We start from the raw sequence: 26,053 nt of genomic DNA on the forward strand, positions 1-26,053 counted from the left end.
CTGGTGCATGCCCGGAGCGTTATCCCGGGGATTCAAGGTTTCCCCTGCGGGAGGAATCAGACCAGAGGCTCGACGGATGCCGTCGGCAAAGTTATAGTGCCGCGTCGCGGTTCGCGTTCATCGCCGGCGACTGCTGCAGTCAGAGCGCGTCCTGCCCCGCGGTGACGCGCGCGAGGTCCGCGACGACGTCGGCGAGCTGGCCGGTGCGCGCGAAAACCGCCCGTTGGCGGACAGCGCCGTTGCCACGGGTCAGCACCGCGCGGACACCGGACTCGACGAGGGCTTCGTCCCCGTTTGCGGCGAGCACCGGGCGAACGTGCCCGACGAGATCGCGGAGGACATCCGCCGCTGGTCGGGGGGTGAGGGTGGACGGATCGAGGAGGTTCCCGCCCACGCCGAACCTCCCGGCCTGCCAGGTGGCGAGCCGCAGCATCGCCGCGGGCACCTGGAGCGCGGCGTCGCCGTCCCGCCACTCGGTGGCAGCGGTCTCGACGAGCGCACGAGCGAGGGCGGCGATGAGCACCGTGTCCGCGGCATCCGCACAGACATCCGCAACGCGGATTTCGACGGTGGGCACGTGGTGCGACAGCCGCGCGTCGAAGTACACCATGCCCCGGTCGATCATGACGCCGGAGTCCAGCATTGCCGCGACCGCAGCATGGTAGTTCTCCGCGGAACCGAACAGCTCGGTGGGGCCGGCGGTCGGCCAGCGCAGCATCGCCTGTGAGCGGTAGCTGGCGTACCGCGTGTCTGCGCCCTGCCAGAACGGCGAATTCGCGCTCAGCGCGACGAGGATCGGAAGCCAGCAGCGGATCCGGTCGATCACGGCGACGCCTTCCTCGTCCGACTCCACCGCCACGTGCACGTGCAGTGCGCACGTCATCTGCTCGCTCGCGGTGATCCCGAAGGCGTCGAAAAGCCGCTCATAGCGCGGGTCGTGGAACAGCCGCGGCGCGACCGGAAGCGGCGACGTCGCCGACGCGATCACCCGGACGCCGGCCCCTCGCGCGGCGAGGTCGGCGCGACGGCGACAATCGCGGATGTCATCCTCCAGCTCGCCGAGATCGGCATGCGGTGCGGTGTTCGTCTCGAGCATCTGCTGTTGCACTTCGTGCTCGATCGTTCCGCCGAGGTGGGTACCCGGGGGCTCCACCGGCGTCCCGCCCGTGATCTTGAGGATCCGGGAGGCCGCCGACCGCGCGCCGCCCGACTTCGGGTCGACCAGGAGAAGCTCTTCTTCGACCCCGACGGTGCGCATGGCACCAGTGTTGCAGCGGATCCGAGTTGCCACCAGCTTCGGATAGGAGAAAGCTTGAGACCGAGAACGAGGAGTATCCGGATGTGCCGCCTGCTCGGTTATGTCGCCAGCCACCCCACCGCCCCCGCCGACGTGCTCGGTGAGCCGGCGTTCGACGCGTTCACCTCACTGGCCGCGCTGCACGGTGACGGCTGGGGTCTGGCCTGGCGCAGCGCGGACGCCGGCACTCGCGTCGTCTCGAGTCCGGATTCCGCGGCGCGCGACCCCCGCTACGCCGAACTGACCAGGCAACCCCTCGGAGCCGCAGGCCTTGTCCACTTGCGCTGGGCGACCGGAGGGCTTCCTGTGGTGCCGGAGAACACGCATCCGTTCACCGATGGAACGTACGCGTTCGCGCACAACGGCCACATTCAGCCGATCCCGCTGCTCGATGAGCTGCTGACGGCGGAGTCGCGGGCGAAGCTGAAGGGTTCAACCGACAGTGAGCGGTACTTCCGGTTCGTTCTGCAGTGCATCGACGAAACCGGGTCGGAAGCGATGGGGGTCACGCGGGCGCTGCGCACGATGACGACCGAGTTCCCCGGTGCGAGCCTCAACGCGCTCCTCCTCACACCCGACACGCTCATCGCAATTCACATCAACAGTCGTGCGGACTCTCCCCCGCGGGCGCTCAGCGCGCTCTACCCGTCGGATGCCGACATGCCGCACAGGCATGCGACCGAGTACTACGCGATGGACTACCGGATCACGCCCACCGCCGTGCACGTGATCTCCAGTGGTCTCGACGAGCCCGGGTGGACCCGGGTGCCGCCGGACTCCGCCGCGATGATCGACCTGCGCACCCGTGAACTGGCGCGGCTCGACCTGCAGCCGGTGCGGCCGGGCGGCTGAGCGCGCTCGTCGGCCGCGTTTTCACGCGTCCCGGACGAGTTCACCCGGTACGCCGGGTGAATCCGTCCGCAGTGAGTGAAAACGCGGGCGTCGAGCGGATGCCCCGCCTCGCGTCAGCGAATCGTCCGGAGAAGCGCGCGTGACCGGTCGAGGAAGTCCCCGAACGGCTCGTCATTCTCGGGCCGGTCGAGTCTGAGCTCTTCACTGCTGAACCGGTGGAGAGTCTCCGCCGTGTCCTCGGCCCCCGACGCCGAAAGCCAGTCCTCGTAGCCGGGAAGCTCACCCCTCGCCCGCTGGTCCGACAGCACGGCGATGTTCGCCACTCCCTCAGCCCAGTTCGGCCTGTCAGCGTCCGCGACCCACATCCCGCGCATCAGGGTCGCCGTGTGAAGCATCACCATGTCGCGCTCCGCCCCGTCGTCTGCGAGCCAGGTCACGTAGTCGGCGATCACCTGCCATTGGTCGCGAACATCCGTGCCGCCTTCCTCCGGGGTGAACGCAACACTCAGTGCTCGCGTGCGCCGGTCCTCGCCGAGGTCGATCGAGGCGCAGTGCAGTGCCGCCGGTTGCGTCCAGAACGTCTGCTCCTCGGCATCCGTCCACGATTCCGTTCCATCGAGCGCCGGTGCCCCGTCGGGCCGGGACTCGTTGGAAACGCAGCCGGCGAAGGAGTCGGATTCGAGCGCCGCCCGGATGCCGGTGGCCGGCGCCAGGAGAGTGCTCGCGAGCACGGTCCCCGCGATCGCAACCATCGCAACGAGAGCGATGCCTCCGATCAGCAGGCGCCGGGAGCGTTGACGGCGCAGGTCGTCAGCGTCGCTATCTGGGGTGGGGACACGGGGCACGGGCAGCTCCTCGGGCGCGGGCAGCCGGCGCGACGGTCGAAGCCATCGCGTGGCCGGGGTCGGACGAAAACACCTACCGAAAAGCTACCGTGTCGACCGCGACCGCGAGCGGAGTTCGCGTTTTCACGCGTTCCGGACGGGTTCACGCGGTACGCCGGGTGGACCCGTCCGAAATGAGTGAAAACGCGGGCGGTGCGCTGGCGGCACGCCGTGAGGGGCGCGCGATCGCGCTAGAAGACCTCGGTGTGCGGCTCGTCCGCCGACGCGGGTTTGCGCGGGCGGCGACGGAACAGCGGGAGCCGCGGCGAGGCATCCGCACTGTCCGGGCCGTCGACCTCGAGGCCGTAGTAGTCGCCGATCCGGTCGACGAACGCACTACGCCGGGCCTTCTCGTACGCCCGATGCTCCCGGCTGAACGCTTTCGCCGTCGCCCAGCAGATCAGCAGCATGATCACACTGAACGGCAGGGCGATGATGATCGCCGCCGTCTGCAACGCCTGAAGGCCGCCCGCGAGCAGGAGCGCGATGGCGAGAGCGGATGTCACGCACGCGAAGAACGCGCGGATCCACCGTTTGGGTTCCACCTGGCCACCGCTGGCGATCATGCTCATCACGAGCGAACCGGAGTCCGCCGACGTGACGAAGAACACCGCGATGAGGATGATGCCGCCGACCGTGAGGACCGAGCCGGCCGGCAGTTGCGCGAACATCGCGAACAGGGCGCCCTCGACGTTGACGCTTCCGTCACCCGCGACGAGCCCACCGGGGCCGTTGAGCTCGGAGTACAGGGCAGTGCCGCCGAGAACGCTGAACCAGAGGAAGGTGATGAGCGTGGGGACAAGCAGCACACCGGTGACGAACTGTCGCACCGTGCGACCCCGCGAGATGCGAGCGATGAAGATCCCGACGAACGGTGCCCACGAGATCCACCAGCCCCAGTAGAACGTCGTCCACGCCGCCTGCCACGCTTCACCCTCGGCGCCCGCGTACGCGCCAACGGTGAAGGACAGGCCGACGAAGTCCTGCAGGTAGTTCCCGATGGACTGCACGAAGTCGCGCAGCAGGAACTGGGTCGGACCGACAATGAGGATGAAGACCACGATGAGGCCGGCGAGGATGAGGTTGATGTTGGACAGCCACTTCATGCCCTTGGCCACACCGGACAGCACCGAGAACAGCACGGCGGCGGTGATGATGAGGATCAGGATGATGTTGACGAAGTCGGATGCCGCGATGATTCCGGCACTCTCGAGCCCGGCACTGATCTGAACAACACCCAGGCCGAGCGAGGTTGCCACACCGAACAGGGTTCCGACGAGGGCGACGACGTCGATGAGGTTGCCCCAGCCACCCCGCACACGCCTGCCGAGCAGGGGCTCGAGGGTCCAGCGGATGGAGACGGGGCGCCCGCGACGGTGGATCGCATAGGCGAGCGCGAGACCGATGACCACGTAGATCGCCCAGGCGTGCACACCCCAGTGAAGGTAGGTCTGCGACAGAGCCTGCTGCGCGAGCTGGTTGCCGTTGCCTTCGACTCCCGGCCGCGGGTTGGCGAAGTGGCTGAGCGGCTCACCCACGCCGTAGAAGACGAGGCCGATGCCCATTCCAGCGGCGAAGAGGAGCGAGAACCAGGAGCCGAGCGAGAACTCCGGCTCGTCGTCGTCCTTTCCGAGCTTGATGTCGCCGTATCTGGAGAAGCCCACCCACAGACTGAAAATCACGAAGAAGGCAGCGATCAGCACGTAATACCAATTGAAGTTGCTGACGATCCCGGCCTGGATTCCCGCGAAAAGCGCCTCAGCGGCATCCGGAAGGAGGATGGCGAAGGCAACGAAGAGGAGAACCACGATCGCTGCGGGCCAGAACACCCACTTCGCGACCTCGGGGACCTTCGCGGCAGGGGCAGTTTCAGTGCTCGAAGGGGTAGACATGGTGCCAGCCTAGGATTCCCGAGCCGTCCCCACAACGAGGGACGCCCTGCTGCGCCAGATGCTATGGCGCCGGGACCGCGCCGCCTGCTCCGTCAAAAATGGTCGCAGTTCGCGAAGAACTGCGACCATTGTCGACCGAGCACAGCGGATGCCACGGGGCGGCGGGCGGGTCAGCCCAGGACCGACACCCCCAGCGTCGCGAGCACGCCGAACCCAACGCCCCAGATGATGATCGAGATGGTCTGCCAGAGGATGACGGCGTTCTTCGAGGCACCGAACGACACCATCGCGGCCGAGGTGATCTGACTCGGGAGGAGGGTCTGGCCGAGGAGGCTCACGCCGGCGACACCGTACTTGTCGAAGCGCTCACGCAGCTTTGCGCGCCGGGCAGTCTCAGGTTTGGCTTCCTTGCCCCCGCGCACTTTCGACCGCACGCCGTGTGCGCTGAGCACGAAGATGAGCATCGACACGACGTTTCCGACGATGGCGGCGAGGATTGCGACGACGGGGTTGATGCCGGCCAGAATGCCGACCACGGAGCCGAAGTAGGACTCCACGAACGGGATCGCCGACGCGAGGATCACGCCAACCCACTGCAGCAGGTCGGGAAGTCCGGAGGTGAAGTCTCGCAGTGCGTCAATCATGAGGTGCCTTTCGTCGATGTTCTCGTGGTGCGTATCGCCGGGCCGGTGGGCCGCTGTCGGTGGCGATGAGTCCATACTTCCGCTCAGACAGTGGCCGGATAAGTGTCGCAGCGTCATGACATCCGCCGCGTTTCTGCACCTCGATCCGTGACAAATGTCACTGCTCTACGCTGGAAGCCATGCACCCGACATCCGCGCCAGAACGGCGATCCTCGTGACCGGCAGCCGCCCGTCCGGGTCGCCCGCACTGCCAGAATCACGACGCTCCGACCAGGCGCGCGGCGTGCAGACCACCTGGTTGTACACGCTCGGCGCGATCGTGTTCTTCTTCGTGGTGCTCGACGCCATCCTGATCCTGACGGTGTCGTCGAACTTCGCTGTTTCGCGGTCGCCGCTCGACGGCATCCTGCTCGTGCTCATTCTTCTGTCGTCGGTGATGCACGTGCGGTACTGCTTCTTTCTCCGGGTCGGACCGGGGGGTGGGATGCCGCGTCCCGCCTGGACCGTCGCCCTCTTCGCTCCGGCTGTTGCCGCGTGGGTCCTTGGGTTGTTCACGCCGGGCGCCGGACTCTACGCCGCCCTCCCCCTCTGGATGGCTGTCAACGCCCTCGCTCCGCTGCTGCCGACGGCCCAGCGCTGGGGGGTCATCGCGCTCGGGCTTCTCATCACCATCCCGCATCCCTTCATCGCGTCGGCGCAGTTCGGGAACACCTTCGACCTCGCGGAGGCGAGTCGGGCGTGGATCCTGTTCTTCTACGGCGCAAGCCTGCCGATCATGGTGCTCTCCAGCCTGTGGTGGTGGGGAATCGTTGTGCAGCTCGACCGGCACCGGTCGACTGCCGCCGAGCTCGCTGTCGCCCAGGAACGGCTGCGGTTCGCCTCCGACCTGCACGACATTCAGGGTCACCACCTTCAGGTGATCGCCCTCAAGTCGGAACTCGCCGAACGGATGCTCGCCATCGATCCCGAGGCCGCGCGCGAACACGTACACGAGACCCGGCTGATCGCGAAGCAGGCTCTCGAGGAGACCCGGTCGCTCGTTGCCGGGTACCGCGAGGTCGACCTCGCCGCCGAACTCGAGAACGCCCGCGAGGTACTCACGGTCGCCGGCGCCGAGTGCGAACTGCAGCTCGGGGCGCTGCCCGCGAACCCGGAGGTTCGGCGCGTTCTTGCCCTCGTCGTTCGCGAGGCGACCACGAACATCCTGCGTCACAGCTCGGCTACCTGGGCGTCGATCCGGGTCACGACGACTCCCGACGGCTCGACTCTCGAGATCTCCAACGATGCGGCGTCGCCGGCAACGGATGCCGCGGGTCGCGCGGCCAGCAGCGGTCTCGCCGGGTTGCGGGATCGGGTGTCAGCGGTCTCGGGCGATTTGTCGACCCGGCTCGATGGAGACACGTTCACCCTGCGCGTGTTCGTTCCGGTGAGAGTGGGGGCGGACGCGTGACCGAGCCCCGTGTCATCCGTCTGCTGATCGCGGACGACGAGCACCTCATCCGTGGCGCGCTGAGCGCCCTGCTCAATCTCGAGCCCGATATCGAGGTCGTCGCGAGCGTCGACAACGGTGTCGCTGCAGCGGAACTCGCGCTCGAACTGAAGCCTGACGTCTGCCTGCTCGACCTCGAGATGCCGCAGGCGGACGGGCTCGAGGCCGCGGCGCGGATTCTGTCGACGGTTGCGACGAAGGTCGTGATCGTGACGCGGCATGCGCGGCCCGGTGTGTTGCGGCGCGCGCTCGCCGCACGGGTCTCCGGTTTCGTGCCGAAGTCGACGCCTGCCGAGGAACTCGCCGATGTGATCCGGGATGTCGCCGCCGGCAAGCGGTACATCGACCAGGAGATCGCGGCGACGGCCCTGACCGCCGAGCGGTGCCCGCTCACCGATCGCGAGCTCGACGCGCTCCGCTATTCGCGCTCGACCATGAGTGTGCAGGAGATCGCCGACCGGTTGCACCTCGCCGCCGGCACCGTACGCAACTATCTGTCGTCGGCGATGACGAAGCTCGATGCTCGTTCGCGCCACGAGGCGGCGGAGATCGCGTGGCAGCAGGGGTGGATCTAGCGAGGCGCCCTGCGCCGCTCGGCCCCGCGCGTGCTGCCGAGCCCCGTGGCATCCGCTGCATCCCGTGGCATCCCGTGGCGTCCGTGGCATCCGTGGCATCCGCTGACGAACGCGTTTTCACGCACTGTGGACGAAAACACCCGTTGTTTCGCGTGATTCGGTCCGCAACGCGTGAAAACGCGGCAGCGAGCGGAACGCATCCCTGCCCAGCCGAATAGTCAGTTGCGCGTTATATCGGCCAACTGTATAGTTGCCCGATATAAGGAGGCGTGATGAACCGGAATCCGCAATTGCCGCTCACCGAGACGGTGTTCTACATCCTGCTCGCCCTGATCGAGCCGGCTCACGGCTATGTGATCATGGCCCGGGTCGAGTCGATGAGCGGCGGGGCTGTGCGCCTCGCACCGGGCACGCTGTATGGCGCTCTCGACACCCTCCTGAAGCAACAGATGATTGCGCGGGTGGACAGCCCGGATCCGCGACGCAAGGTCTACGCGATCACCGATTCCGGATACCAGACCCTCAAGCAGGACGCCGAGCGGATGACGCACCTCGTCAGCCTGTTCGACCAGACCCGGGGAGACAACCAGTGAAAACTCTCAGAATGTTCGTCGACTACGACAAGGAAGAAGCCTGGCTGAACGAGATGGCCGGCAAAGGCCATCTCGTCGTCAAGGCGGGGCCACTGTATTCGTTCACACCGATCGAGCCCGGCGCAGCGGTCGTGCGTGTCGATCACCAGCCCAGCATGAAGGCGGGTGACTTCGACGATTATCGCAATCTCTTCGCGGATGCCGGCTGGCAGCACCTCGCCGGAACTCGCGGGAGCGGGGAGCAATACTTCGCCTCCTTCTCCGGCGACGCGAACGCTGACATCTTCTCCGAGAACGAGTCCAAAGCCCAGCGGTATCGCCGGGCAATGACGACGAACTCGGCGATTCTGCTCCCGCTCTTCGTCATCGTGGTCGCCCTGTGGTCGACGTGGAATGTGAGCCCGGAGTCGTTTCTCTCGCCGCGGGACTGGTACCTCACTCCCGGGCTCTGGGAGAGGGAAGGGTGGGCGTTCGCGGGAGCCTTCCTGTTTGAAACCCCGATTGTCGCCCTCCGTGTCGGCGGGCCGCTGATCCTCATCGGGTCGTGCATCGTCATTCTGGTGCTCCTCGCGTACCAGTGGGTGCTGTACCGCAGGACTCGCGCCCGGGCCCGCGCGTAGCGCCACGCGTGCCGCCTTTTCACCCACTGTGGACGAAAACACCCGGCGTACCGGATGCTTTCGTCCGCGCCGGGTGAATTCGCGCCGCGGCATCCGCTCAACGTCGCCATTAGCGCCACGGCATCCGCTTCGCACAGGCGTCGAGCACCAGGTCGCCGTACGCCTCGCAGCTTGCCCCGGCCAGATCAACCCCTCGCCGCAGGGGGCGGAACTGATCGAAGCTGAGGGAGTGACTCCGCAGCGCATCAGCACCTTTACTCGCGACGGCCTGACCTTCGAGGTCTCAGACACCGGGCCGCTCGATGGACAGACCGTTGTGCTCCTCCACGGGTTCCCCGCAAATAGGCACAGTTTCGATGAGGTCGTCCCGATCCTGAACGCAGCGGGGTTCCGCACCCTCGCCCCGAACCAGCGCGGGTACTCGGATGGCGCGCGCCCACACCGCAGCAGGGACTATCGGGCGGTGGAGCTCCAGCGCGACGTTCTCGCGCTCGTCGACGTCGCTGGCGTGGACCGCGTCCATCTCGTCGGCCACGACTGGGGCGGCGTGCTCGCATGGCAGCTGGGAGCGGTTGCACCGGAACGGCTCACCGGACTCACCGTGCTGTCGACGCCGCATCCGTCCGCGATGATTCGTTCGCTCGTGGCATCCGCTCAGGCGTTGCGTTCCTTCTATGTGCTCGTGTTTCAGTTGCCGATGCTGCCGGAGTTGCTGTTGCGCAAGAAAGTGGAGCCGCTGCTGCGTCGGATGGGTCTGAACGCCGACGCCGCTGCCGAATACGGGCGGTTCATGTCGAAACACGGCCGCCTCACCGGGGGACTTCACTGGTACCGGGCGCTGTGGCTCCCCGATCGTCGGACGTCGCGCAGACGCCTGGTTACCGTGCCGACCACCTATCTGTGGGGCAACGGCGACCAGACACTCGGGCGCCGGGCAGCAGAGCTCAGCGGCTCGTACGTGCGCGCTGAGTACCGGTTCATCGAGGTGGACGAGAATCACTGGTTGCCCGAGAACGCTCCGCGAGTTGTTGCCGCTGCGATCCTCGACGACCTCCGGTTGCCGTAAGGCCGGCTCGGTGTCGCGTTCTCACTCACTGCGGACGAAAACACTCGGCGTACCGGGTGATCCGGTCCGCGCCGGGTGAAAAGGCGGGCGAGGCGCCCCGTGGCATCCGCACGCCCCCGCACGTCGGCGAGGACGACACCGCGTCACGCCCGGCGGCTCGGTGTCGCGTTCTCACTCACTCCGGACGAAAACACTCGGCATACCGGGTGATGCGGTCCGCACCGGGTGAAAACGCGGGGGCCCGCGTCAGCGCACGGGCCGCGCAGCCGCCGTCGTTGTCGTCCGGATCCGGTACAGGCTCGACGACGCCGTGATGTACAGCTCGGTGCCGTCGGGCCCGCCAAAGCACACGTTCGACGCCACCTCGGGCACCGGGAGGTCGAGCAGAAGTGTGCCATCCGGCGCCAGCACCTGCACGGCATCCCCCGCTGACGTCCACACCCGGCCAGCGACGTCAATGCGCAGCCCATCGGTCGTTCCGGCCGGTGCCGCGAACACGCGCGACTCCCCCGTGTCGACCCGATACTCACGGATGTGCCCGCCACCGACGCCCGTGTCCGTCACGTAGAGCAGCGACTCATCGGGTGAGAACGCGAGCCCGTTCGGGTGCACCATGTCGGTGATCACTGGGGTCGCGATACCGGTGGTGGCGTCGAGCCGGAAGACGAAGCATCCGCCGTACTCCTCGTTCCCCGGGTGCCCCTCGCGCCCACTGGGCTGGATGCCGTAGGGCGGGTCGGTGAACCAGATCGCGCCGTCGGATGCCACGACAACGTCGTTCGGGGAGTTGAACCGTCCGCCTTCCCACCGTTCGGCGAGCACCTCGACCTGGCCGTCGACCTCACGCTCGACCGCCCGGCGACCGTGGCTGCACTGCACGACGCGCCCTTCGGAGTCGAGGGTGCGGCCGTTGGTGTACTCGACGTCGTCGCGGTGAACGCGGGTCTCACCCGTGGTGCGGTCGAACGCGAGGATGCGCGTGTTCGGGATGTCGCTGAACCGCACCGTCCGCGACTCGGGCACCCACAGTGGCCCCTCGAGCCATTCGCCTCCGGTCCACAGTCTCTCGAGGTCGCCGGTGAGGAGGCCGTGGGTGTCTGCAGTCGCGTCGTTGCTCATGCGCCCACGCTAGCAACGCACGACCCGGCTTGCTCGGTCGACAACGGCCGGATCCCGCCGGATTCTTCGACCACTATCGACCGAGCAACGCCCCGCACCAGCCAAAAGTGGCCGAGCATCCCGGTCAATGCCCCTTGAGGAACCACGCCGTCACTGCCGACCGTGACCCGACCCCCAGCTTGTGGAGAATGTTGGCCACATGGTTCTCGATTGTGCGCTCGGATAGGTACAGTCTCGTGGCGATCGCCCGGTTGCTCAGCCCCCTGGAAACGAGGGCGGCCACTTCCGATTCGCGAACGGTGAGCGGATGCCGCAACGAATCGGCACCGCGCCCCCCTGGCACGACATCGAGTCGGTTCAGATGTGTTCGCGCCTCAGCGGCGAAGTGCGCGGACCCCAGCCCCTCGGAGAGTTCGATCGCCGTCTCGAGGTGCCGGCGAGCAGCAGCCGGGTCGCCACGAAGCGCGGCGAGTTTGCCCAGGGTAAGCGCCACCGGACCGGCAGATGGGGTCATCGCGTTCGCCACCGCCTGCATCCGTTCGAACGGGAGAAGCTCGTCATACAGTTCGACGGCGGCGTCGCGGTCACCAAGGTAGACGCAGATTTGACTGTGGCCGACAGCGCCGATCAACCATTCAGGGCTGTGTCGCGGGAACTTCGCCAAGTGCGGCCTGATCTCCTTCCAAAGACCTTCAACCTCGCTTCGACGGTCCTGCGCGGTGAGGAGTGAGGCCAGCCAACCGCGGGCAAAGTAAGGAGCGTCCTCAAGGATCTTCCGCACGGACGCCTCAGCTTCGGCGAGGCCCGCGCCCGTGCGAACGGCGATGTCGCTCATCATGATGAGGTGCATCCAGCTCGCGCCGGCGTCCCCTGCCCCCGCAGCGGCACTCAGGGCATCGTCGGCGCGGAGCTTCGCCTCGGCGAATCGACCTTCAAGATGAAGTAATACGCCCTGCACGAGCATCAGTCGCCAGTCCCACAGCGGTTCACGCAAGCGCGTGACGACTGCAGTCAGCACGCTCAACTCGGCCGTTAGATCGACGATATTTCCGAGTTGCAGGAGAGCGTCGATACGCCACAAGAGACCCCAGGCGAGAAAGTCGTCGACACCGTGGCGTCGACCGAGATCCAAGGCACGGTCGGCTATGGCGAGCCGGTCGTCGACGTACCCCGCCCACACCTGCTGCACGTGCAGCGCGTTCAGGGTAAGGAACGCCGTGTCGGGGTCGTCGATCGCGGCATCCGGCAGCGCCTCGTCGAGAACGAAGTAGCGGGTACTCACCCACGGGCTCCCGGTCAATGCGAGCTGCGCTCGCACGCGGGCCGACCGCACAGGATCGCCCTCACCGAGTAGGGCGAGCGTTTCGATGCAAAGATCATGAATCTCGGCTTGCATCGCGAAGTCGCTGGTCCCACGCAGCACGACAGCGGCATCCGCCATGGCAGCGGGTTCTTTTAGGCCTCGGGCCTTGTCAGCGACCGCCGTACACGTGCGCCAGGCGGCGACGGTTCGTCCCGCTCGGACCTGGCTGCCGGCGAGGGCCAGGAGCAGTGCCGTGTTCTGGATGCCGTCGGCCGAGTCATCCAACGCGATGGCCCGCTCCCACAGGTCGGTGGCTTCAGCGTGAGCACGCCGAGCGGTCGCTTCATGAGCCGCACGAAGCGTGGCCTCGAAGGAGGCCGAGCCCTTGCCGGACGATGCGGTCACGCCCTCATCGTATTCGCGCACTCGGCAACGGGGAACTGAGTGGAGAGTCGAGTGTTTCCACGGATTCCGCGGAGGTCGCAAGCGAGCAATCTGAAGACACCACACTCAGCCCAAGGAGAGCATCATGGTTGCTATATCAGAGACAGTGTCCAGGCCCCAGAGCAGGCAGATTCGAACGTGGGGCGCGATCGGGTTCTGGGGCGGGGTCGCTGGCGCACTGTCCGCTGCTCTGCTAATTCTTTACCCGGCCGAGGTTCCACTGGAACGCTTCAGCTACCCGTTCCGCGGTATCGGGTTCACCATTGCGCAGATGTTCTTCGCAATCCACCACCTGACGATGGTGCTGGTGGTCGTCGGACTGCTGCGATCCGCATCAGGTCGATCGCGGCTCGCCGCTGGCGGTTTGATCGTGGCCATCGTCGGACTCATCCTTTTGTCGATGCTCGAGATCGTCGTGCTGACGGCGGCGGATGCTGTGGTCGGCGACCCACTCTTCGACACGATGTCGTCGCTATTCGGAGTTCCGATGATGCTCATCGCGATCGGTCTTGTGAGCGGCGGAATCGGGATCCTGCGCGCGGGCGTGTGGCGCGGTCGGGAACGAGCGTTGCCGGTGATTCTCGGCGCGTACGTGATTGTCGGGGTGATTCCGGCCCTGTTCGGGCCGAACTGGCTGGGCCGTGTAGCGATCGGGATCTGGTGCCTGCTGTTCGCCGCACAGGGCTGGATTCTCTGGCGCGGCTCCCTCTCCCAATCGGAGGTCGAATAATGACCGAGCGCAGCCTGGATCCGATCCTTCTCGGTGCAGTCGGCGGACTGGCGTGGGCGGCGAGCCTGCGCGGCTTCATGACCGAGGTTGCCGGGAGCGAATCACAGGTCTCCTGGACCGACACCTTCGTCGGCATCCTGCTGCCCGGGTTGGTAGCGGGTGGACTACTGGGGTGGGCGGAGCTGCGGCGTCGCGAGAGCCGCCCGGTTCGCGCCCTGACTGCGGCACCATTGTTGTTCGCGGTGGCGACCCTCTCTTTGCCCGGCCAACTGATGGCGTTCGTCACAACGGGTATCGGGGGCGGAGCCGTGGCCGTCCCGCTGATGGGCATCATGGGCGGCTATGTCCTGGCCGGTCGTCACCGCTGGGCACGCATCGCGTGCAGCGCACTCGCCATTTCGCTCCTTGCCCTGGCAGCTGTCTTCACAGTGGTTCTGGGCATCCCCCTCACTGCCCGCACCACCTGGGTCGCCGTGCTCATCCTTACCCTGCTCGTCGTGCAAGCGTGGGCGTGCGCGATCCCACTGCGTGCCGCTCCGGCCGCTTCAGGCCGGGCGCGTCGGTCTCTGTCAACGGATGCCGCTCCACTGCTCGGTCGATAATGGCTGCAGCTGACGAACATCTGCAGCCAGAACGGACGGAGCACGCGCGCGCTTCGGCTTGCTCGGTCGACAATGGCTAGACCCCGGCCCGTTTTTCGACCACTATCGACCGAGCAACACCGCGCACCAGCCAAAAGTGGCCGAGCAAGCGGGCCGCGGGGCCGCCGGCGAGCGGATGCTACGCGGCAGGCGCCGGGATCGTCGCGGTGTCGATCACGAAGCGGTAGCGCACGTCACTCTTGACGACGCGCTCGTACGCCTCGTCGACCTGGTCGGCGCCGATGACTTCGACGTCAGCACCGAGACCGTGCTCGGCACAGAAGTCGAGCATCTCCTGCGTCTCGCGGATGCCACCGATGTTCGACCCGGCGAGGCTGCGGCGTCCACCCGTGAGGGAGAACACGCGGAAGGTCTGCTCGTTTTCGGGCAGCCCGACGAAGACCATCGACCCGTTGAGGGTGAGCATCGACAGGTACTTGTCGATCGGCAGGTCCGCCGACACCGTGTTGATGATGAGGTCGAAGCGCTTGCGGTTGGTCTTGAAGGTCTCGTCGTCGCTCGTCGCGAAGTAGTCGGTCGCGCCGAGGCGCATCCCGTCTTCCTTCTTGGACAGCGTCTGGCTGAGCACGGTCACTTCGGCGCCGAGCGCGGCGGCGATCTTGACGCCCATGTGTCCGAGCCCGCCCATACCGACGATCGCGACCTTCTTGCCGGGGCCTGCACCCCAGTGCTTGAGCGGCGAGTAGGTGGTGATCCCGGCGCAGAGCAGCGGTGCGGCGACGTCGAGGTCGATTCCCTCGGGGATACTCAGCACGTAGTTCTCGTTGGCGACGATCGAGGTGCTGTAGCCCCCGTAGGTCTCTTCACCGGAGTACTCGCGGCCGTTGTAGGTGGCAACATTGCCCTTGAGGCAGAACTGTTCCTCGCCGGCAAGGCAGTTCTCGCATTCGCGGCAGGAGTCGACGAAGCATCCGATTCCGACCCGGTCACCGACCTTGTGTCTGGTGACGTCCGATCCGACGGCGCTGACGATGCCGGCGATTTCGTGGCCGGGCACCATCGGGAAGATCGCTGCACCCCACTCCTCACGGGCCTGGTGGATGTCGGAGTGGCAGATTCCGGCGAAGGCGATGTCGATCTGCACATCGTTGGGGCCGACGTCGCGGCGTTCGATCGTGGAGCGCTCGAAGGCTGCTCCGGCGGATGCTGTCACGAGTGCGGGCACGGTGGTGGGCATGGGAACCTCCGGAAGTGTGGTGGGGCGGCCGCGTCTGCGCTGCCGTCGGTCAACGCTACAGCGCCGCCCCGATCGCGAGGGGGTGCTTGCGCTCGGCTGAGCACGAGGTCCATCGCCTGCTTCTACCTCCCGTGAGGACCGAGGTGCTGCTCCCGGTCACTTCAGTGCGCGCAAAGTGCTCCCAAACCCGCGTCAGAGGTACTCTTGCGCGCACTGAGTCTCAGCCGAAATTTCACTGCGCGCTAAGTGCCCTCAAACCTGCGCTGGAGGTACTTTTGCGCACACTGAAGCCGAAGAGCGAGAACTGAACTCTCGTCAGCGGAGACCGAAACTCAGTCCTCGGCCGACGAGGACGCGCACGCTGACGTACCGCGCTCTGCACCGCCGGCTCGACGATCGGTTGTCATCGATGTCTCCACGCAGCAGGCACATCCATCCCGGCAACTCATCTGTGAAACGACGGCAGCACTGTGCCCCGGCGGCCACAGACCACCGGGGCACAGTTCCACTGAAGAGGAGTGCTACTCGCCGTCGAACAGGCGCGGCGCGAAGTCGATCAGGTTCTTCTGCCAGACATCCCAGCCGTGCGGGCCAACGGTCACGCCGTTGAACTCGTAGTTCACACCGAGGCCATCGAGGGTCTCCATCATCGCCAACACGTTGGGATAGGTGAAGTCGGTGATGTCACCCGTGTACAGACGCACGAGTTCGGTCTCCGCGTTCACTTTCGCCACATCGATGTTCGGAGGAAGCCCGAACAGGAATCCGGCAAATGCCCCCACCTGAGAGAACTCACCCGGGTTGCTGAGCAGCAGGCTCATCGTGCGCTGTCCGCCGAGCGAGAGCCCGGCGATCGCGCGCTGGTCGGGATCGTCACTCACGTGGTACGCACCCTCCACCGCCGGGAGCACGTTGTCGAGAAGCTCGGCCGGGTAGTTGTTCACGTTCCCGTTCGGCATCACGACGACCATCGGGTCGATGGACCCGTCGAGCGTCAGGTTGTCGAGAATCTGCCTCGCACGCCCCACCTCGACCCAGTCCGTCCAGGTCTGCCCGCCTCCGTGGTTCAACACGAAGAGCGGATACGCCTCCGCGCGGTCCGCGTCGTATCCCGGCGGTGTCCACACCCAGGCGCTGCGCTCCTGCTGGGCAACGGTGCTCGAGTAGGTCAGCACGTTGAGCTCCCCACCCTGGCCCTCAGCAACATCGGCGAGCAGGCGCGACTCCTCACCCTCCACGAAGAAGGTGCTCCAGGTCGGCTCGGTCGTGACCTTCGTCGGGTTGGAGGCATCCTTCACCGAAACACCGTCGACGATGAAACGGTAGTAATACGACCACGGGTCCAGCGGCCCGACGGTTGCGCGCCAGCGGTCACCGACCTTGTTCATTTCGACGCGGAGCCAGCTTCCGCCCGGGCCCCAGTTGGCCCAGACCGACACGTATTCGGCATCCGCGAATTCGGTCGTCGTCTCGAAGGTGACGAAACCGTCATCGGTGACCCACGGCGTCGGCGTCGTGCCGGCGGCGGGGAGCACGAACGGCTCCTCGATGTCGGTGTGGCCCTCGCTGAAGCCGGCGTCACCGGTCTTCTTGCCGTTGAAAATTCGCGGCGCGAAGTCGATCAGGTTCTCCTGCCAGGCGTTCCAGTTGTGGCCGGCATCCGGGTTGGCGCCGTCGAACTGGTAGTCGAGACCCAGCGCATCGAACTGCTGCATCGCTTTGAAGACATCGTTGTAGGCGACATCCGTCGGGTTTCCGACGTAGAGGCGGTACAGCTCGGTCTGCTTGTTGATCTTCTTGGCGTCCTTGGCCGAGAGGTCGGAGACGTCGAAACGTCCCGCGCCGAAGGTACCGATGTAGGCGAACATTCCGGGATGCTGCGCCAGCACCTCGAAGGTCTGCCCACCACCCATCGACAGTCCGGCGAGCGCGCGGTCCTTCTTGGCCTTCGACACGTTGTACGCGTCATCTACCGCCGGCATCAGGTTGTCGACGAGCTCACTCGCAAAGTCGGGAACGTTTCCGTTGCCCATGACGACGACCATGTCGGCCAGCTTTCCGGAGAGCGACAGGTTGTCAAGGATCTGCTCGGCCCGGCCGACTTCGACCCAGTCGCGATAGCTCTGGCCGCCGCCATGCTGCAGGTAGAGCACGGGGTACGGTTTGCCGCGCTCGCGGTAACCGGGTGGCGTCCAGACGAGCGCCGATCGTTCTTCTCCGGCGACGGCGCTGTCATACGTGAGGGTGTCGATGGAACCGGCCGCTTGCGGAGCATCCGCCAGCAGGCTCGCGGACTCTCCAGGAACAAAGAACGTGCTCCATTCCGGTTCGGATGCCACGGACGTCGCGTTGGTCGGGTCCTTGAACGGCTTCGAGTCGTCGCCCGTCACCTGGTAGTAGTACAAGCCCGGCTCGAGCGGCCCGAGGGTTCCGGCCCAGTTGGAGCCGCTCCTCGACAGGCCGAACTGCGCCCAGTTGGCGGAGGCACCGAAGTTGCCCTCGACCACGAGGTTGGACACCGGACCGATCGCGGACTCGACGTCGGCGTTCGGCACCGCGAATCGGACGTAGCCGTCGTCGAGCTGGGTCAGCCACGGATCCGCCGCGACAGCGGGCTGGCTCACAACCAGCACGCTCGCCGCGACGGCGACTCCCGTCGCGAGCCCGGCAAATCGGCGCCAGCGCGACATTCGGCGCGGGCGATGTTCGAGTGCATGAATCTCCATGAATTCGGTTCCCTTTTCCGTTTCGCCGCGCCTTGTGGCGAGGCGTCACACAGTCATCTCCACTGCGGATTCGGCCCGCGGTGGATGGCTGGAAAGGCGACTACTTCGGAAAACTCGGGTAATTTACCACGTCGTAAATTCCATCCGGGACTCATGCTTCCGGCATCCGGAGGGTCTTGTCAAGCAAAAGCTGAGGGCGGATCGATTTGTGACGCGGGTTGCGCAGCGACATCGAGCAGCCGTGTCGGCGGCGCAATCAGGGTCGTATATATTGACCCTGAGCGCCACAACGGACGGAGTCGACGATGAGATCCACCATGCGCGATGTGGCGCGGGTAGCGGGGGTCTCGCCCAAGACCGTCTCGAATGTCATCAACGACCACCCGCACGTTCGATCCCACGTGCGCGAGATCGTGCGCAAGGCGATCATCGAGCTGGACTACCGACCGAACCAGTCCGCGCGTGGCCTGCGTTACGGCAAAACCGGGGTCATCGGACTCGCCGTGCCGTCGCTGCGTGAGAACTACTTCGCCGAACTCGCCGACTCCGTCATCCGCGCCGCGGAGAAACGCGGGCTCAACGTGCTCATCGGCCAGACCAACGGCGATCGCAGGAACGAGCTGGACGCCGTCAGGGGCCTGCGCCTGCAGGGGACCGACGGGCTGCTGCTCAGCCCCCAGGGCATGGGCCAGCGCGACATCGACGCGTTGAACGTGCCGCTGCCGCTCGTGCTGCTGGGTGAGCGGATCTTCGGCGGCCCAACGGATCACGTGACCATGCACAACGTCTCGTCGGCGCAGGCGGCGGTGGAGCACCTCTTCGAACGCGGGCGATCCCGCATCGCCATCATCGGAGCCCCGGACCCCGACGACACCGATCCCGGGTCGGCGACGCTCCGGCTCCAGGGGTACCGCAAAGCACTCGATACCGCCGGAATCCCCGAAGCACCCGAACTCATCTGTGTCACCGGTCACTGGAGCCGCGAGGCCGGCGCCGTCGCCGTTCGGCGCCTGATCGACGACCAGGTTCCCTTCGACGGTGTCTTCGCCCTCAACGACAGCCTCGCCCTCGGTGCGCTCCGCGCATTGGGGGAGGCCGGCATCCGGGTCCCGGAGGAGGTCGCGGTCATCGGTTTCGACAACATCGACGAAGCACGCTTCTCGGTGCCGTCGCTCTCGAGCGTCGACCCCGGACGGGACTCCATCGCCGAGATGGCGGTGCAGATGCTCGTCGAACGGGTCCGCGAGAATGGCGACCCGCGCCCACCCCGATTGAGCAAGCCGGAGTTCCAGATCGTGACGCGGGAGTCAACGGGGCCCGCCTCCCCTTAACCTCAGCCGAGCGCCACCGCAGTCCAGGAGACGGCAGGCAACGTGATGGTGAGGATGCCGTCGTCGAGCGACGCGGTCTCGTTCGGTTTCAGGCCCACCCGGTCTGGGTTGTCCTTCGTGTTGACCGCATAGACGTCGTCGTCCGCCATCATCTGCGTCTCGAGGATCGACTTCTCCCCCAGCGCTGCCAGGTTCACCGTCACGGTGATGGGATCGGTGAGCGACCGGTTGACGAGGAACACGGCGGCGCGCCCGGTCTCCTCGTCGACCGTGGCACCGGCGTCGACAAGGGGAACGGTGCCGAGTTCGTTCGACTCGTACTGATCCGACTGCACGCGAACGTCGAGGGAGACACCGACCGCGAGCCGTGACGTGACGGCGAACGGGAAGTAGGTGGCCTGACGCCAGGCCGGCCCGCCCGGCTCGGTGGTGATCGGGGCGATCACGTTCACGAGGATCGCCATCGCCGCCGAGGTGACGCGGTCGGCGTGCCGGAGGAGCGAGATGAGCAGCCCGCCGATGACGACGGCATCCGCTACCGAATACACGTCCTCGGCGAGCCGCGGTGCCTCAGGCCAGTCGTCGCCCTCGATTTCGTCGGTGCGGTAGAACCGGTCGACCTGCCGCGGGAAGCTGCGCAGGTTCTCGCCGAGGTACCAGACGTTCCACTCGTCGAACGAGATGTTGAGCGTCTTTTCGCTGCGCTTCACGGCCTTGACGTGGTCGGCGGTCGCGATCACGACGTCGAGGTAGCGGTCCATCTTCACCGGGGAGGCGAGGAACGAGGCGAGGTCGCCGTTTCGCTCCTGGTAGTAGCCGTGGCACGAGATGTAGTCGACGTCGTCGTAGGTGTGCTCGAGCACTTCGCGGTCCCACATCGGGAACGTCGCCATGGTCGGATGCGACGATCCGGATGCCACGAGCTCCACTCGCGGGTCCAGCTGGCGCAGTGCTTTGGCGGTGCGTGAAGCCTTCTTGCCGTAGTCCTCGGCCGACGAGTGCCCGACCTGCCAGGGGCCGTCCATCTCGTTGCCGAGGTACCACATCGAGATCCCGAACGGCTCGGTCCGCCCGTTCGCGACCCGCTCGTCGGAGAGGGTGGTGCTCTTCGCGATGTTCGCGTACTCGAGCACGTCGAGGGCGTCTTTCGTATCAGCGGTGCCGAGGTTCACGGCGTACATCAGTTCACCGCCGACCTTCTCGACCCACGTCGCGAACTCGTGCAGCCCGACCTGGTTGGACTCACTCGAGCGCCAGGCGAGGCTCAGCCGACGCGGCCGCTCCTCCTTCGGACCGACGCTGTCACGCCAGTGGAACCCGGAGACGAAGTTGCCGCCCGGGTAACGGATGCCGGTGACGCCCATCTCCTTCACCAGCTCGATGACGTCCTGACGGAAACCGTCCTCGTCCGCGGTGGGGTGGCCGGGCTCGTAGATGCCGGTGTAGACGGCGCGCCCCATGTGCTCGATGAAGGTGCCGAAGAGGCGGCGGTTGATCGGACCGATGACGAAACCGGGGTCGATGGTGACGCGGGCGGTGGACATACTTCTCCTTAATGAATGGCGCTGTGCCGGAGGCGTTGGGCGAGAACTCGCCGGGGAACGGTTACTTGAGGCTGCCCATGGAGAGACCGCCCTGCCAGTACTTCTGCAGCATGAGGAAGGCGATGATCAGCGGGATCACCGACACGAGCGATCCGGCGGTCACGAGGTTCCAGATGAGTCCGCCGGCGGTGGCGGAGTTCGACTGGACCTGCCAGTTGTTGAGGCCGACCGTGACCGGCAGCAGTGTCTGGTCCGAAAGCATGGCGAGGGGCAGGAAGTAGTTGTTCCAGCCGCCGACGACGGAGAGGAGCAGCACCGTCACGATCGCGGGCCGCATCAGCGGAAGCGCGATGGTGGCGAAGGTCCGGAACTCCCCGGAGCCGTCGACGCGTGCGGCGTCCAGCAATTCGTCCGGGATCGCATCCTGAATGTAGACACGCATGAGGTAGACACCGAACGGGCTGAGCAGCGACGGAAGGATCACTGACCAGACCGTGTTGGTGAGGCCGAGGTTGTTGAACAGCACGTAGGTAGGGATGACGAGTGCCGTCATCGGAACCATCACCGAGGCCAGGAGGATCATGAAGGTCACGGTGCGACCGCGGAAGCGGTACTTGGCGAACGCGTATCCCGCGAGGACCGCCAGGATCGTCGCGCCGAATCCGCCGGCGAAGGCGTAGAGGAACGAGTTCCCCATCCAGCGCAGGTAGATGCCGCTGTTGTAGGTGGCGAGCTGCGCGATGTTGTCGAACAGCGCGAAGTTCTTGTCGAACCACAGCGGTCCACCGGTTCCGGTGAAGAGACCCTGCGTGGTCTTGGAGCCGGCAACGACGAGCCACCAGATCGGCAGCAGGAAGTAGATGGCTGCAATCGCGAGAAGCAGGTGCATCCCGATCGATTTGCGTTCTCCCGGCTGGGCGACGGCGCGCTTTTTCTTGCGCCGGCCCGAGGCGGTGATGGCGTTGTCGACGAGTGGGACGGGTGAAGTAGTCATCAGCGGAGTCCACTCTTCTTGCGGGTGGCGATCAGGAAGACGATCGAGGTGAGGAAGACCAGCAGCCCGAGGGCGAAGGAAATCGCCGACGCGTAGTTGAACTGTTGATACGAGAACGCGAGGTTGTACGCGTACAGGTTCGGCGTATAGGCCGCGTCGATGGCGTTACCGGCGAGCGGCGAGAGCACTTGCGGTTCGGTGAAGAACTGCAGCGTGCCGATCAGCGAGAACACGATCGTCAGCACAAGAGAGGATGCGACGATCGGCACCTTGATGTGCAGCGCGGTCTGCAGCTTCGTCGCTCCGTCGATGCGCGCCGCTTCGTAGATCGAGGGGTCGATCGACTGCAGCGAGGCGTAGATGATGATCATGTAGTAGCCGGTCCACTGCCAGGTGACGATGTTGGTCAGCGACCAGAAGATCGAGTCGCGGCTGAGCAGGTCAGGTGCTTGAGCGTTGATCAGCTCGAACAGGGTGACGAGGGGCCCGAACGACGGGCTGCAGAGGAAGCCCCACATGAGGGCGCCGATGACGCCGGGGATCGCGTAGGGCACGAAGATGAGCAGCCGGGTGAACCGGGAGAACCGGGTGCGGACGTCGTCGAGGATCAGCGCGAAGATGAGCGCCAGACCGATCTGGATCGGAACGAAGATGATGGCGAAACCGGCGACCCGCACCATTCCGGAGAGGAAGCGCTCGTCGTTGAAGGCCCGCACGTAGTTCGCGAGCCCGGAGAACTGCTCGCCGCCGGCGAGGGTGTTCGTGTGCAGGCTCATCCAGAAGGCGTAGGCCAACGGGAGAACGAGGAACACGAGGAAGATGATCGCGAACGGGGCGAGGAAGACCCAGCCGAATCGCGCGTGCTTGCGGTCGAGACTGGTCCCGCGTTTCTTCGCGATCGGGGGGCGCGGCTCGGTGAGCTGGGGGGTGGTCGACATGGGTCACTTCCTTGGGACGCAGATGGAACTACTGTGCGGGCGAGGCGCGAACCCCGCCCGCACAGGCCGAACTTAGTTCAGGGTGAAACCCTGTTCGGTGGCGTACGTCTCCAGCGACTTCTGGAGCGCATCCATGGCCTCGGATGCCGTCGAGTTACCCTCGATGGACTCCGAGAGGAGGCGCTGCATCTCGTCGTAGTAGTACTGCGTGAACGGCGAGAACTGAACGCCCTCATAGTCGAGAGCTGCCTGCACGAAGAACTCTCCGTTGAACTTCTGGTTGCCGAAGAACTCGTACTCGAGGTCCTTGAAGTAGTCGGACTCGATCATCTCGGGCATCGCCAGGAAGAGGCCACCCTCTTCGACGCCAAGCTTCTGGCGTTCTTCGGTGTTGTACAGCTCGGCAGCAACCTTCGTCGCGAGTGCCGCGTCGCTGGCCTGGGTCGTGACGGCGAGCGTGCTTCCGCCCCAGTTCACCTGGACCGGGTTGGCCGTGTCCCACTGCGGGATCGGAGCTGCACGCCAGACGGCACCGGCTTCGGGGTCTTCGAAGTCGGGGATGTGGGCGTTGTACCAGACCGGGTAGATCGCGGTCGCGTACTTGCCGCCACCGAGACCGGTGCTGAACTCAGGAGTCCAGGCCTGGTCGGTGCCGACGAGGCCACGCTCGACGAGGTCGATCCAGTATTCGAAGACCTGCTTGCTCGCGTCGTCGTTGTGGTTGATCGTGATCTCGGTCTGCTTGCCGTTGTCGAACTCGAACGGAACCGCGCCGGCCTGGTCGAGGAACGCGTAGTGCTGGCCCTGACCGTTCGGAGCGAAGTTGCCGATCTTGACGGCACCGCCGGTCGCGGCATCCAGCTGCTCAGCTGCTGCTGCGTACTCATCCCACGTGGTGGGGATCGCGATGCCGTTTTCTTCGAAGATGTCGGCCCGGTACCACATGCCCACCGGTCCGAGGTCGACCGGTACGGCGTAGACGCCGTCGCCGCTCGAGACGTCGCGCCAGGCGCCCTCGGTGAAGTTGTCCTTGTAGTCCTCGATGCCGTGCTCGGTCATGTCTACGAGCCCGCCCTGGATGAGGAAGCTGTTCAGCCAGTCGTACTCGATCTGGACGATGTCGGGCGCGCCCGACTTCGACTGGAGCGACGTGGAGAGCTTGGTGTACTGGTCGCCACCCTGGCCGGCGTTCGACCAGCAGATCTGCACGTCGTCGTTGGTCTCGTTGAAGTTGTCCACGGTCATCGCGGTGTCGGGGAGCCAGCCCCAGTACGTGACGACCGGAACATCCTTCACCTTGATGTCGTTGGCACAGTTGGTCTTGCTGGCGCCGGCGTTGTTGCCGCCGCCACCACCTCCACCGCCGTTGCCCGCCGAGCAGCCGACGAGGGCTACGGCGAGAGCCGTGGTCACGCCTGCTGCGAGCAGGGCTTTTTTCTTGATCATGTGAATGCTGGTCCTTTCGCGGTGCAAAGACACCGTTGTCGGCGGCACGGGGGATGCCACTGTTGCTGCGAGAGAAAACTGCATCAGTTCTGCGTCGAACTCCCGTCCTGCTGCGGTTTACCACGTGGGAAGTTCTAAGAAAAACAAATGCAGGCCCAGCGTAGGTGCAAAAATGTTGTCTGTCTAGATTTATTCGGGGCAGTTACCCGGTCGTTATCAAAAGCGCTGCTTTTGAGTTCACCCGGGCGCTGCTCGAGGGCTACCGAGAGGTGACGAGCGCCGCCTGAGCGCGAGTTGCCCACTTTCACGGGTGCAGAGCGCTCCACACCCGCCAAAGTGGGCAACTCGCAAACCCCGAGTGGGTCTCGCCCAAAGGCCGTGACGGCAGAGCTGCTCCGGTTCCTTGCCGACGTCGACGGGACCGCTGCGGCCTAGGCCCCACTCCCCCACGAGGCGACAAGCCGCCCGATCCGCTTGGCCCGAAGCGCCGCACTCGACGCCGTGATCACCTGGTGGATCGCGAGGTACCGGTCGGCGCGCGTCAGCCCCTCGAAGTGAGCCGCTGCCGCGGGAGATTCGGCGAGCGCGGCTGCGAGGTCGTCGGGCACCGCGGCATCCGCCTGTCCGGAGTAGGCACGCTCCCACCGGCCGTCCGCCTTCGCCCGCTCGATCTCCATGTGCCCACGCTCCCGCATGCGTCCGTCGGCGATCAGCCCGGCGACGAAGTCGACGTTCCGTTTCGACCACAGCGACGCCTTCCGGCGCGGGGTGAAGTGCTGCAGATACGTAGTCCCGTCGAGAGCGTTGCGGCGGCCATCGATCCAGCCGCTGCACAGGGCCTCCTCGAGCGCTTCGGCGTACGTGAGCGATGTCGGCTCCGTCACGCCTTTCTTCGCGAGCACCAGGCGGATGCCGTCGGAGCGGGATTCATTCGCGTCGAGCCACGCACGCCATGCGGCGGCATCCGCAACGACGAGCCGGTCGGACGGGTCTGCGTTTTCCATACTGCCCACTGTGACATCCGTTGAGGTCAGATAGTGACCTCAACTCGGGCTCTCGAGCGTCACAGGTTGAGGTCGTAGACCAGAACCTCAGCCGCCCGCTTGCCGATCAGTTCCTTCACCGGTTCGTGAGCCGGATGCGGCAGGTACTCGTCCCGCGCCGCCTCGCTCGCGAAAGTGATCGCCAGTGCCCACTCGAAGCCGCGTTCCATGCCCTCGGGGCTGGAGCTCGGCCCGGTTCCGATGCTCAGGATTCCCGGGATCTGCTCGGGCATCGCATTGACGGCGCCGGTCAGCTGCTCGAGCTCGTCCTTTCCCAGCGGCGAGTTCCAGCGGACGAGCACCACGTGCAGAACGTTCTGATGAGTCATGAAGCCATCATGCCGTCAATGCGCCGCGACGGGTCAGCGGGCTGAGGGTGCGTCCTCGGGTTCCGGGCTCACGACTGTCTCGCGGGCGGCCGACGCTGGGGTGACGTCGCGCTGCGGCAGGAACATCCCGCCCAGGAACACGCCGACGAGAATCAGCCCCCAGATGACGGCGGCGGCCCCGCCACCGACGAGGAACGGGAAGTTCCACACCGAGATGGCGAGCACACCCAGCAGACCGATGCCGCCGAGGAGCGACGCGATGGTCACCCAGCGTGACGGCGCTTCGCCGGCCTGGCCGCGGTGCTTCGCGGCGAAGGCGAGCACGGCGAAGCTGGTCAGCGCCATCATCACAATG

Annotated in this window: 23 protein-coding genes and 1 pseudogene; 9 read left to right on the top strand and 15 right to left on the bottom strand. The window is 65.9% G+C overall.

All coding sequences use genetic code 11. From position 1 onward, the window contains the following. Nucleotides 1-139: 139 nt before the first annotated feature. Complete coding sequence (locus D9V29_RS03815) at nucleotides 140-1,258, bottom strand: carboxylate-amine ligase (RefSeq protein ID WP_121671993.1); 1,119 nt, start codon at nucleotides 1,256-1,258, stop codon at nucleotides 140-142. An 81-nt stretch (nucleotides 1,259-1,339) separates the two neighbouring features. Here D9V29_RS03815 and D9V29_RS03820 point away from each other — a divergent pair, with 81 nt between their 5' ends. After that, a complete protein-coding gene (locus D9V29_RS03820; protein ID WP_121671994.1) occupies nucleotides 1,340-2,149 on the top strand; it encodes a class II glutamine amidotransferase in 810 nt (269 codons plus the stop codon). 113 nt (nucleotides 2,150-2,262) lie between these two features. Here D9V29_RS03820 and D9V29_RS03825 read toward each other — a convergent pair whose 3' ends face one another. From D9V29_RS03825 to D9V29_RS03835, 3 genes are all read right to left on the bottom strand, one after another. Further along, a complete protein-coding gene (locus D9V29_RS03825) occupies nucleotides 2,263-2,994 on the bottom strand; it encodes a hypothetical protein (RefSeq protein ID WP_121671995.1) in 732 nt (243 codons plus the stop codon). Nucleotides 2,995-3,224: 230 nt separating this feature from the next. Continuing rightward, nucleotides 3,225-4,925, bottom strand: coding sequence for a BCCT family transporter (locus D9V29_RS03830; RefSeq protein WP_121671996.1), 1,701 nt, complete (start codon nucleotides 4,923-4,925; stop codon nucleotides 3,225-3,227). 170 nt (nucleotides 4,926-5,095) lie between these two features. Next, complete coding sequence (locus tag D9V29_RS03835) at nucleotides 5,096-5,569, bottom strand: small multi-drug export protein (RefSeq protein ID WP_121672038.1); 474 nt, start codon at nucleotides 5,567-5,569, stop codon at nucleotides 5,096-5,098. 154 nt (nucleotides 5,570-5,723) lie between these two features. Here D9V29_RS03835 and D9V29_RS03840 point away from each other — a divergent pair, with 154 nt between their 5' ends. The 5 genes from D9V29_RS03840 to D9V29_RS03860 all read left to right on the top strand — a co-directional run bounded on the left by D9V29_RS03840 (nucleotide 5,724) and on the right by D9V29_RS03860 (nucleotide 9,912). Continuing rightward, the gene (locus tag D9V29_RS03840) at nucleotides 5,724-7,019 is read left to right on the top strand and encodes a sensor histidine kinase (protein ID WP_121671997.1); all 1,296 of its coding nucleotides are present in this window, start codon (nucleotides 5,724-5,726) and stop codon (nucleotides 7,017-7,019) included. Continuing rightward, nucleotides 7,016-7,633 carry a response regulator transcription factor gene (locus D9V29_RS03845; RefSeq protein WP_121671998.1) on the top strand — a complete coding sequence of 206 codons (618 nt, stop codon included), beginning with the start codon at nucleotides 7,016-7,018 and terminating at the stop codon, nucleotides 7,631-7,633. The genes D9V29_RS03840 and D9V29_RS03845 overlap by 4 nt, the downstream gene beginning before the upstream one ends. A gap of 272 nt (nucleotides 7,634-7,905) precedes the next feature. Then, on the top strand, nucleotides 7,906-8,226 hold the full coding sequence (locus D9V29_RS03850; protein WP_121671999.1) for a PadR family transcriptional regulator: 321 nt from the start codon (nucleotides 7,906-7,908) through the stop codon (nucleotides 8,224-8,226). Then, on the top strand, nucleotides 8,223-8,846 hold the full coding sequence (locus D9V29_RS03855) for a DUF2812 domain-containing protein (RefSeq protein WP_147436215.1): 624 nt from the start codon (nucleotides 8,223-8,225) through the stop codon (nucleotides 8,844-8,846). Before D9V29_RS03850 ends, D9V29_RS03855 begins: the two co-directional genes overlap by 4 nt. A gap of 73 nt (nucleotides 8,847-8,919) precedes the next feature. After that, nucleotides 8,920-9,912: an alpha/beta fold hydrolase gene (locus D9V29_RS03860; RefSeq protein WP_229790429.1), complete on the top strand. Its 993-nt coding sequence runs from the start codon at nucleotides 8,920-8,922 to the stop codon at nucleotides 9,910-9,912. Nucleotides 9,913-10,158: 246 nt separating this feature from the next. Here the strand turns inward: D9V29_RS03860 and D9V29_RS03865 are convergent, their stop codons facing one another. Both D9V29_RS03865 and D9V29_RS03870 read right to left on the bottom strand, forming a co-directional pair. Beyond that, nucleotides 10,159-11,031 (bottom strand): SMP-30/gluconolactonase/LRE family protein, encoded by an 873-nt coding sequence (locus D9V29_RS03865; RefSeq protein ID WP_121672002.1) that lies wholly within the window; start codon nucleotides 11,029-11,031, stop codon nucleotides 10,159-10,161. Between the two features lie 124 nt (nucleotides 11,032-11,155). Beyond that, nucleotides 11,156-12,739 (bottom strand): LuxR C-terminal-related transcriptional regulator, encoded by a 1,584-nt coding sequence (locus tag D9V29_RS03870; RefSeq protein WP_147436216.1) that lies wholly within the window; start codon nucleotides 12,737-12,739, stop codon nucleotides 11,156-11,158. A gap of 124 nt (nucleotides 12,740-12,863) precedes the next feature. Here D9V29_RS03870 and D9V29_RS03875 point away from each other — a divergent pair, with 124 nt between their 5' ends. Next, a complete protein-coding gene (locus D9V29_RS03875) occupies nucleotides 12,864-13,508 on the top strand; it encodes a hypothetical protein (RefSeq protein WP_147436217.1) in 645 nt (214 codons plus the stop codon). Continuing rightward, a complete protein-coding gene (locus D9V29_RS03880) occupies nucleotides 13,508-14,110 on the top strand; it encodes a hypothetical protein (RefSeq protein ID WP_121672005.1) in 603 nt (200 codons plus the stop codon). Before D9V29_RS03875 ends, D9V29_RS03880 begins: the two co-directional genes overlap by 1 nt. A gap of 178 nt (nucleotides 14,111-14,288) precedes the next feature. Here D9V29_RS03880 and D9V29_RS03885 read toward each other — a convergent pair whose 3' ends face one another. Then, the gene (locus tag D9V29_RS03885; protein ID WP_121672006.1) at nucleotides 14,289-15,347 is read right to left on the bottom strand and encodes an NAD(P)-dependent alcohol dehydrogenase; all 1,059 of its coding nucleotides are present in this window, start codon (nucleotides 15,345-15,347) and stop codon (nucleotides 14,289-14,291) included. Nucleotides 15,348-15,868: 521 nt separating this feature from the next. After that, entirely contained in the window at nucleotides 15,869-18,073 is a 2,205-nt protein-coding gene (locus D9V29_RS03890) for an alpha/beta hydrolase (protein ID WP_121672007.1), read from the bottom strand. Between the two features lie 305 nt (nucleotides 18,074-18,378). Between D9V29_RS03890 and D9V29_RS03895 the strand changes: the two genes are divergently transcribed. Further along, entirely contained in the window at nucleotides 18,379-19,404 is a 1,026-nt protein-coding gene (locus tag D9V29_RS03895) for a LacI family DNA-binding transcriptional regulator (RefSeq protein ID WP_121672008.1), read from the top strand. Nucleotides 19,405-19,406: 2 nt separating this feature from the next. On the opposite strand, the gene arfA is transcribed toward D9V29_RS03895, so the two are convergent. The 7 genes and pseudogenes from arfA to D9V29_RS14870 all read right to left on the bottom strand — a co-directional run. Then, a complete protein-coding gene (gene arfA, locus D9V29_RS03900) occupies nucleotides 19,407-20,948 on the bottom strand; it encodes an arabinosylfuranosidase ArfA (protein ID WP_121672009.1) in 1,542 nt (513 codons plus the stop codon). A gap of 61 nt (nucleotides 20,949-21,009) precedes the next feature. Beyond that, nucleotides 21,010-21,942, bottom strand: coding sequence for a carbohydrate ABC transporter permease (locus D9V29_RS03905; RefSeq protein ID WP_121672010.1), 933 nt, complete (start codon nucleotides 21,940-21,942; stop codon nucleotides 21,010-21,012). Next, nucleotides 21,942-22,880 carry a carbohydrate ABC transporter permease gene (locus D9V29_RS03910; RefSeq protein ID WP_121672011.1) on the bottom strand — a complete coding sequence of 313 codons (939 nt, stop codon included), beginning with the start codon at nucleotides 22,878-22,880 and terminating at the stop codon, nucleotides 21,942-21,944. The genes D9V29_RS03905 and D9V29_RS03910 overlap by 1 nt, the downstream gene beginning before the upstream one ends. A gap of 72 nt (nucleotides 22,881-22,952) precedes the next feature. After that, on the bottom strand, nucleotides 22,953-24,326 hold the full coding sequence (locus D9V29_RS03915; RefSeq protein WP_183084901.1) for an ABC transporter substrate-binding protein: 1,374 nt from the start codon (nucleotides 24,324-24,326) through the stop codon (nucleotides 22,953-22,955). A 431-nt stretch (nucleotides 24,327-24,757) separates the two neighbouring features. Continuing rightward, on the bottom strand, nucleotides 24,758-25,330 hold the full coding sequence (locus D9V29_RS03920) for a YdeI/OmpD-associated family protein (RefSeq protein ID WP_121672013.1): 573 nt from the start codon (nucleotides 25,328-25,330) through the stop codon (nucleotides 24,758-24,760). Between the two features lie 59 nt (nucleotides 25,331-25,389). Next, nucleotides 25,390-25,698, bottom strand: coding sequence for a Dabb family protein (locus D9V29_RS03925; RefSeq protein WP_121672014.1), 309 nt, complete (start codon nucleotides 25,696-25,698; stop codon nucleotides 25,390-25,392). Between the two features lie 33 nt (nucleotides 25,699-25,731). After that, a pseudogene (locus D9V29_RS14870) lies at nucleotides 25,732-26,053 on the bottom strand (hypothetical protein); the annotation flags it as partial.

The sequence above is a fragment of the Mycetocola manganoxydans genome, assembly GCF_003667545.1.
In the GTDB taxonomy this organism is placed as follows: domain Bacteria; phylum Actinomycetota; class Actinomycetes; order Actinomycetales; family Microbacteriaceae; genus Mycetocola_A; species Mycetocola_A manganoxydans.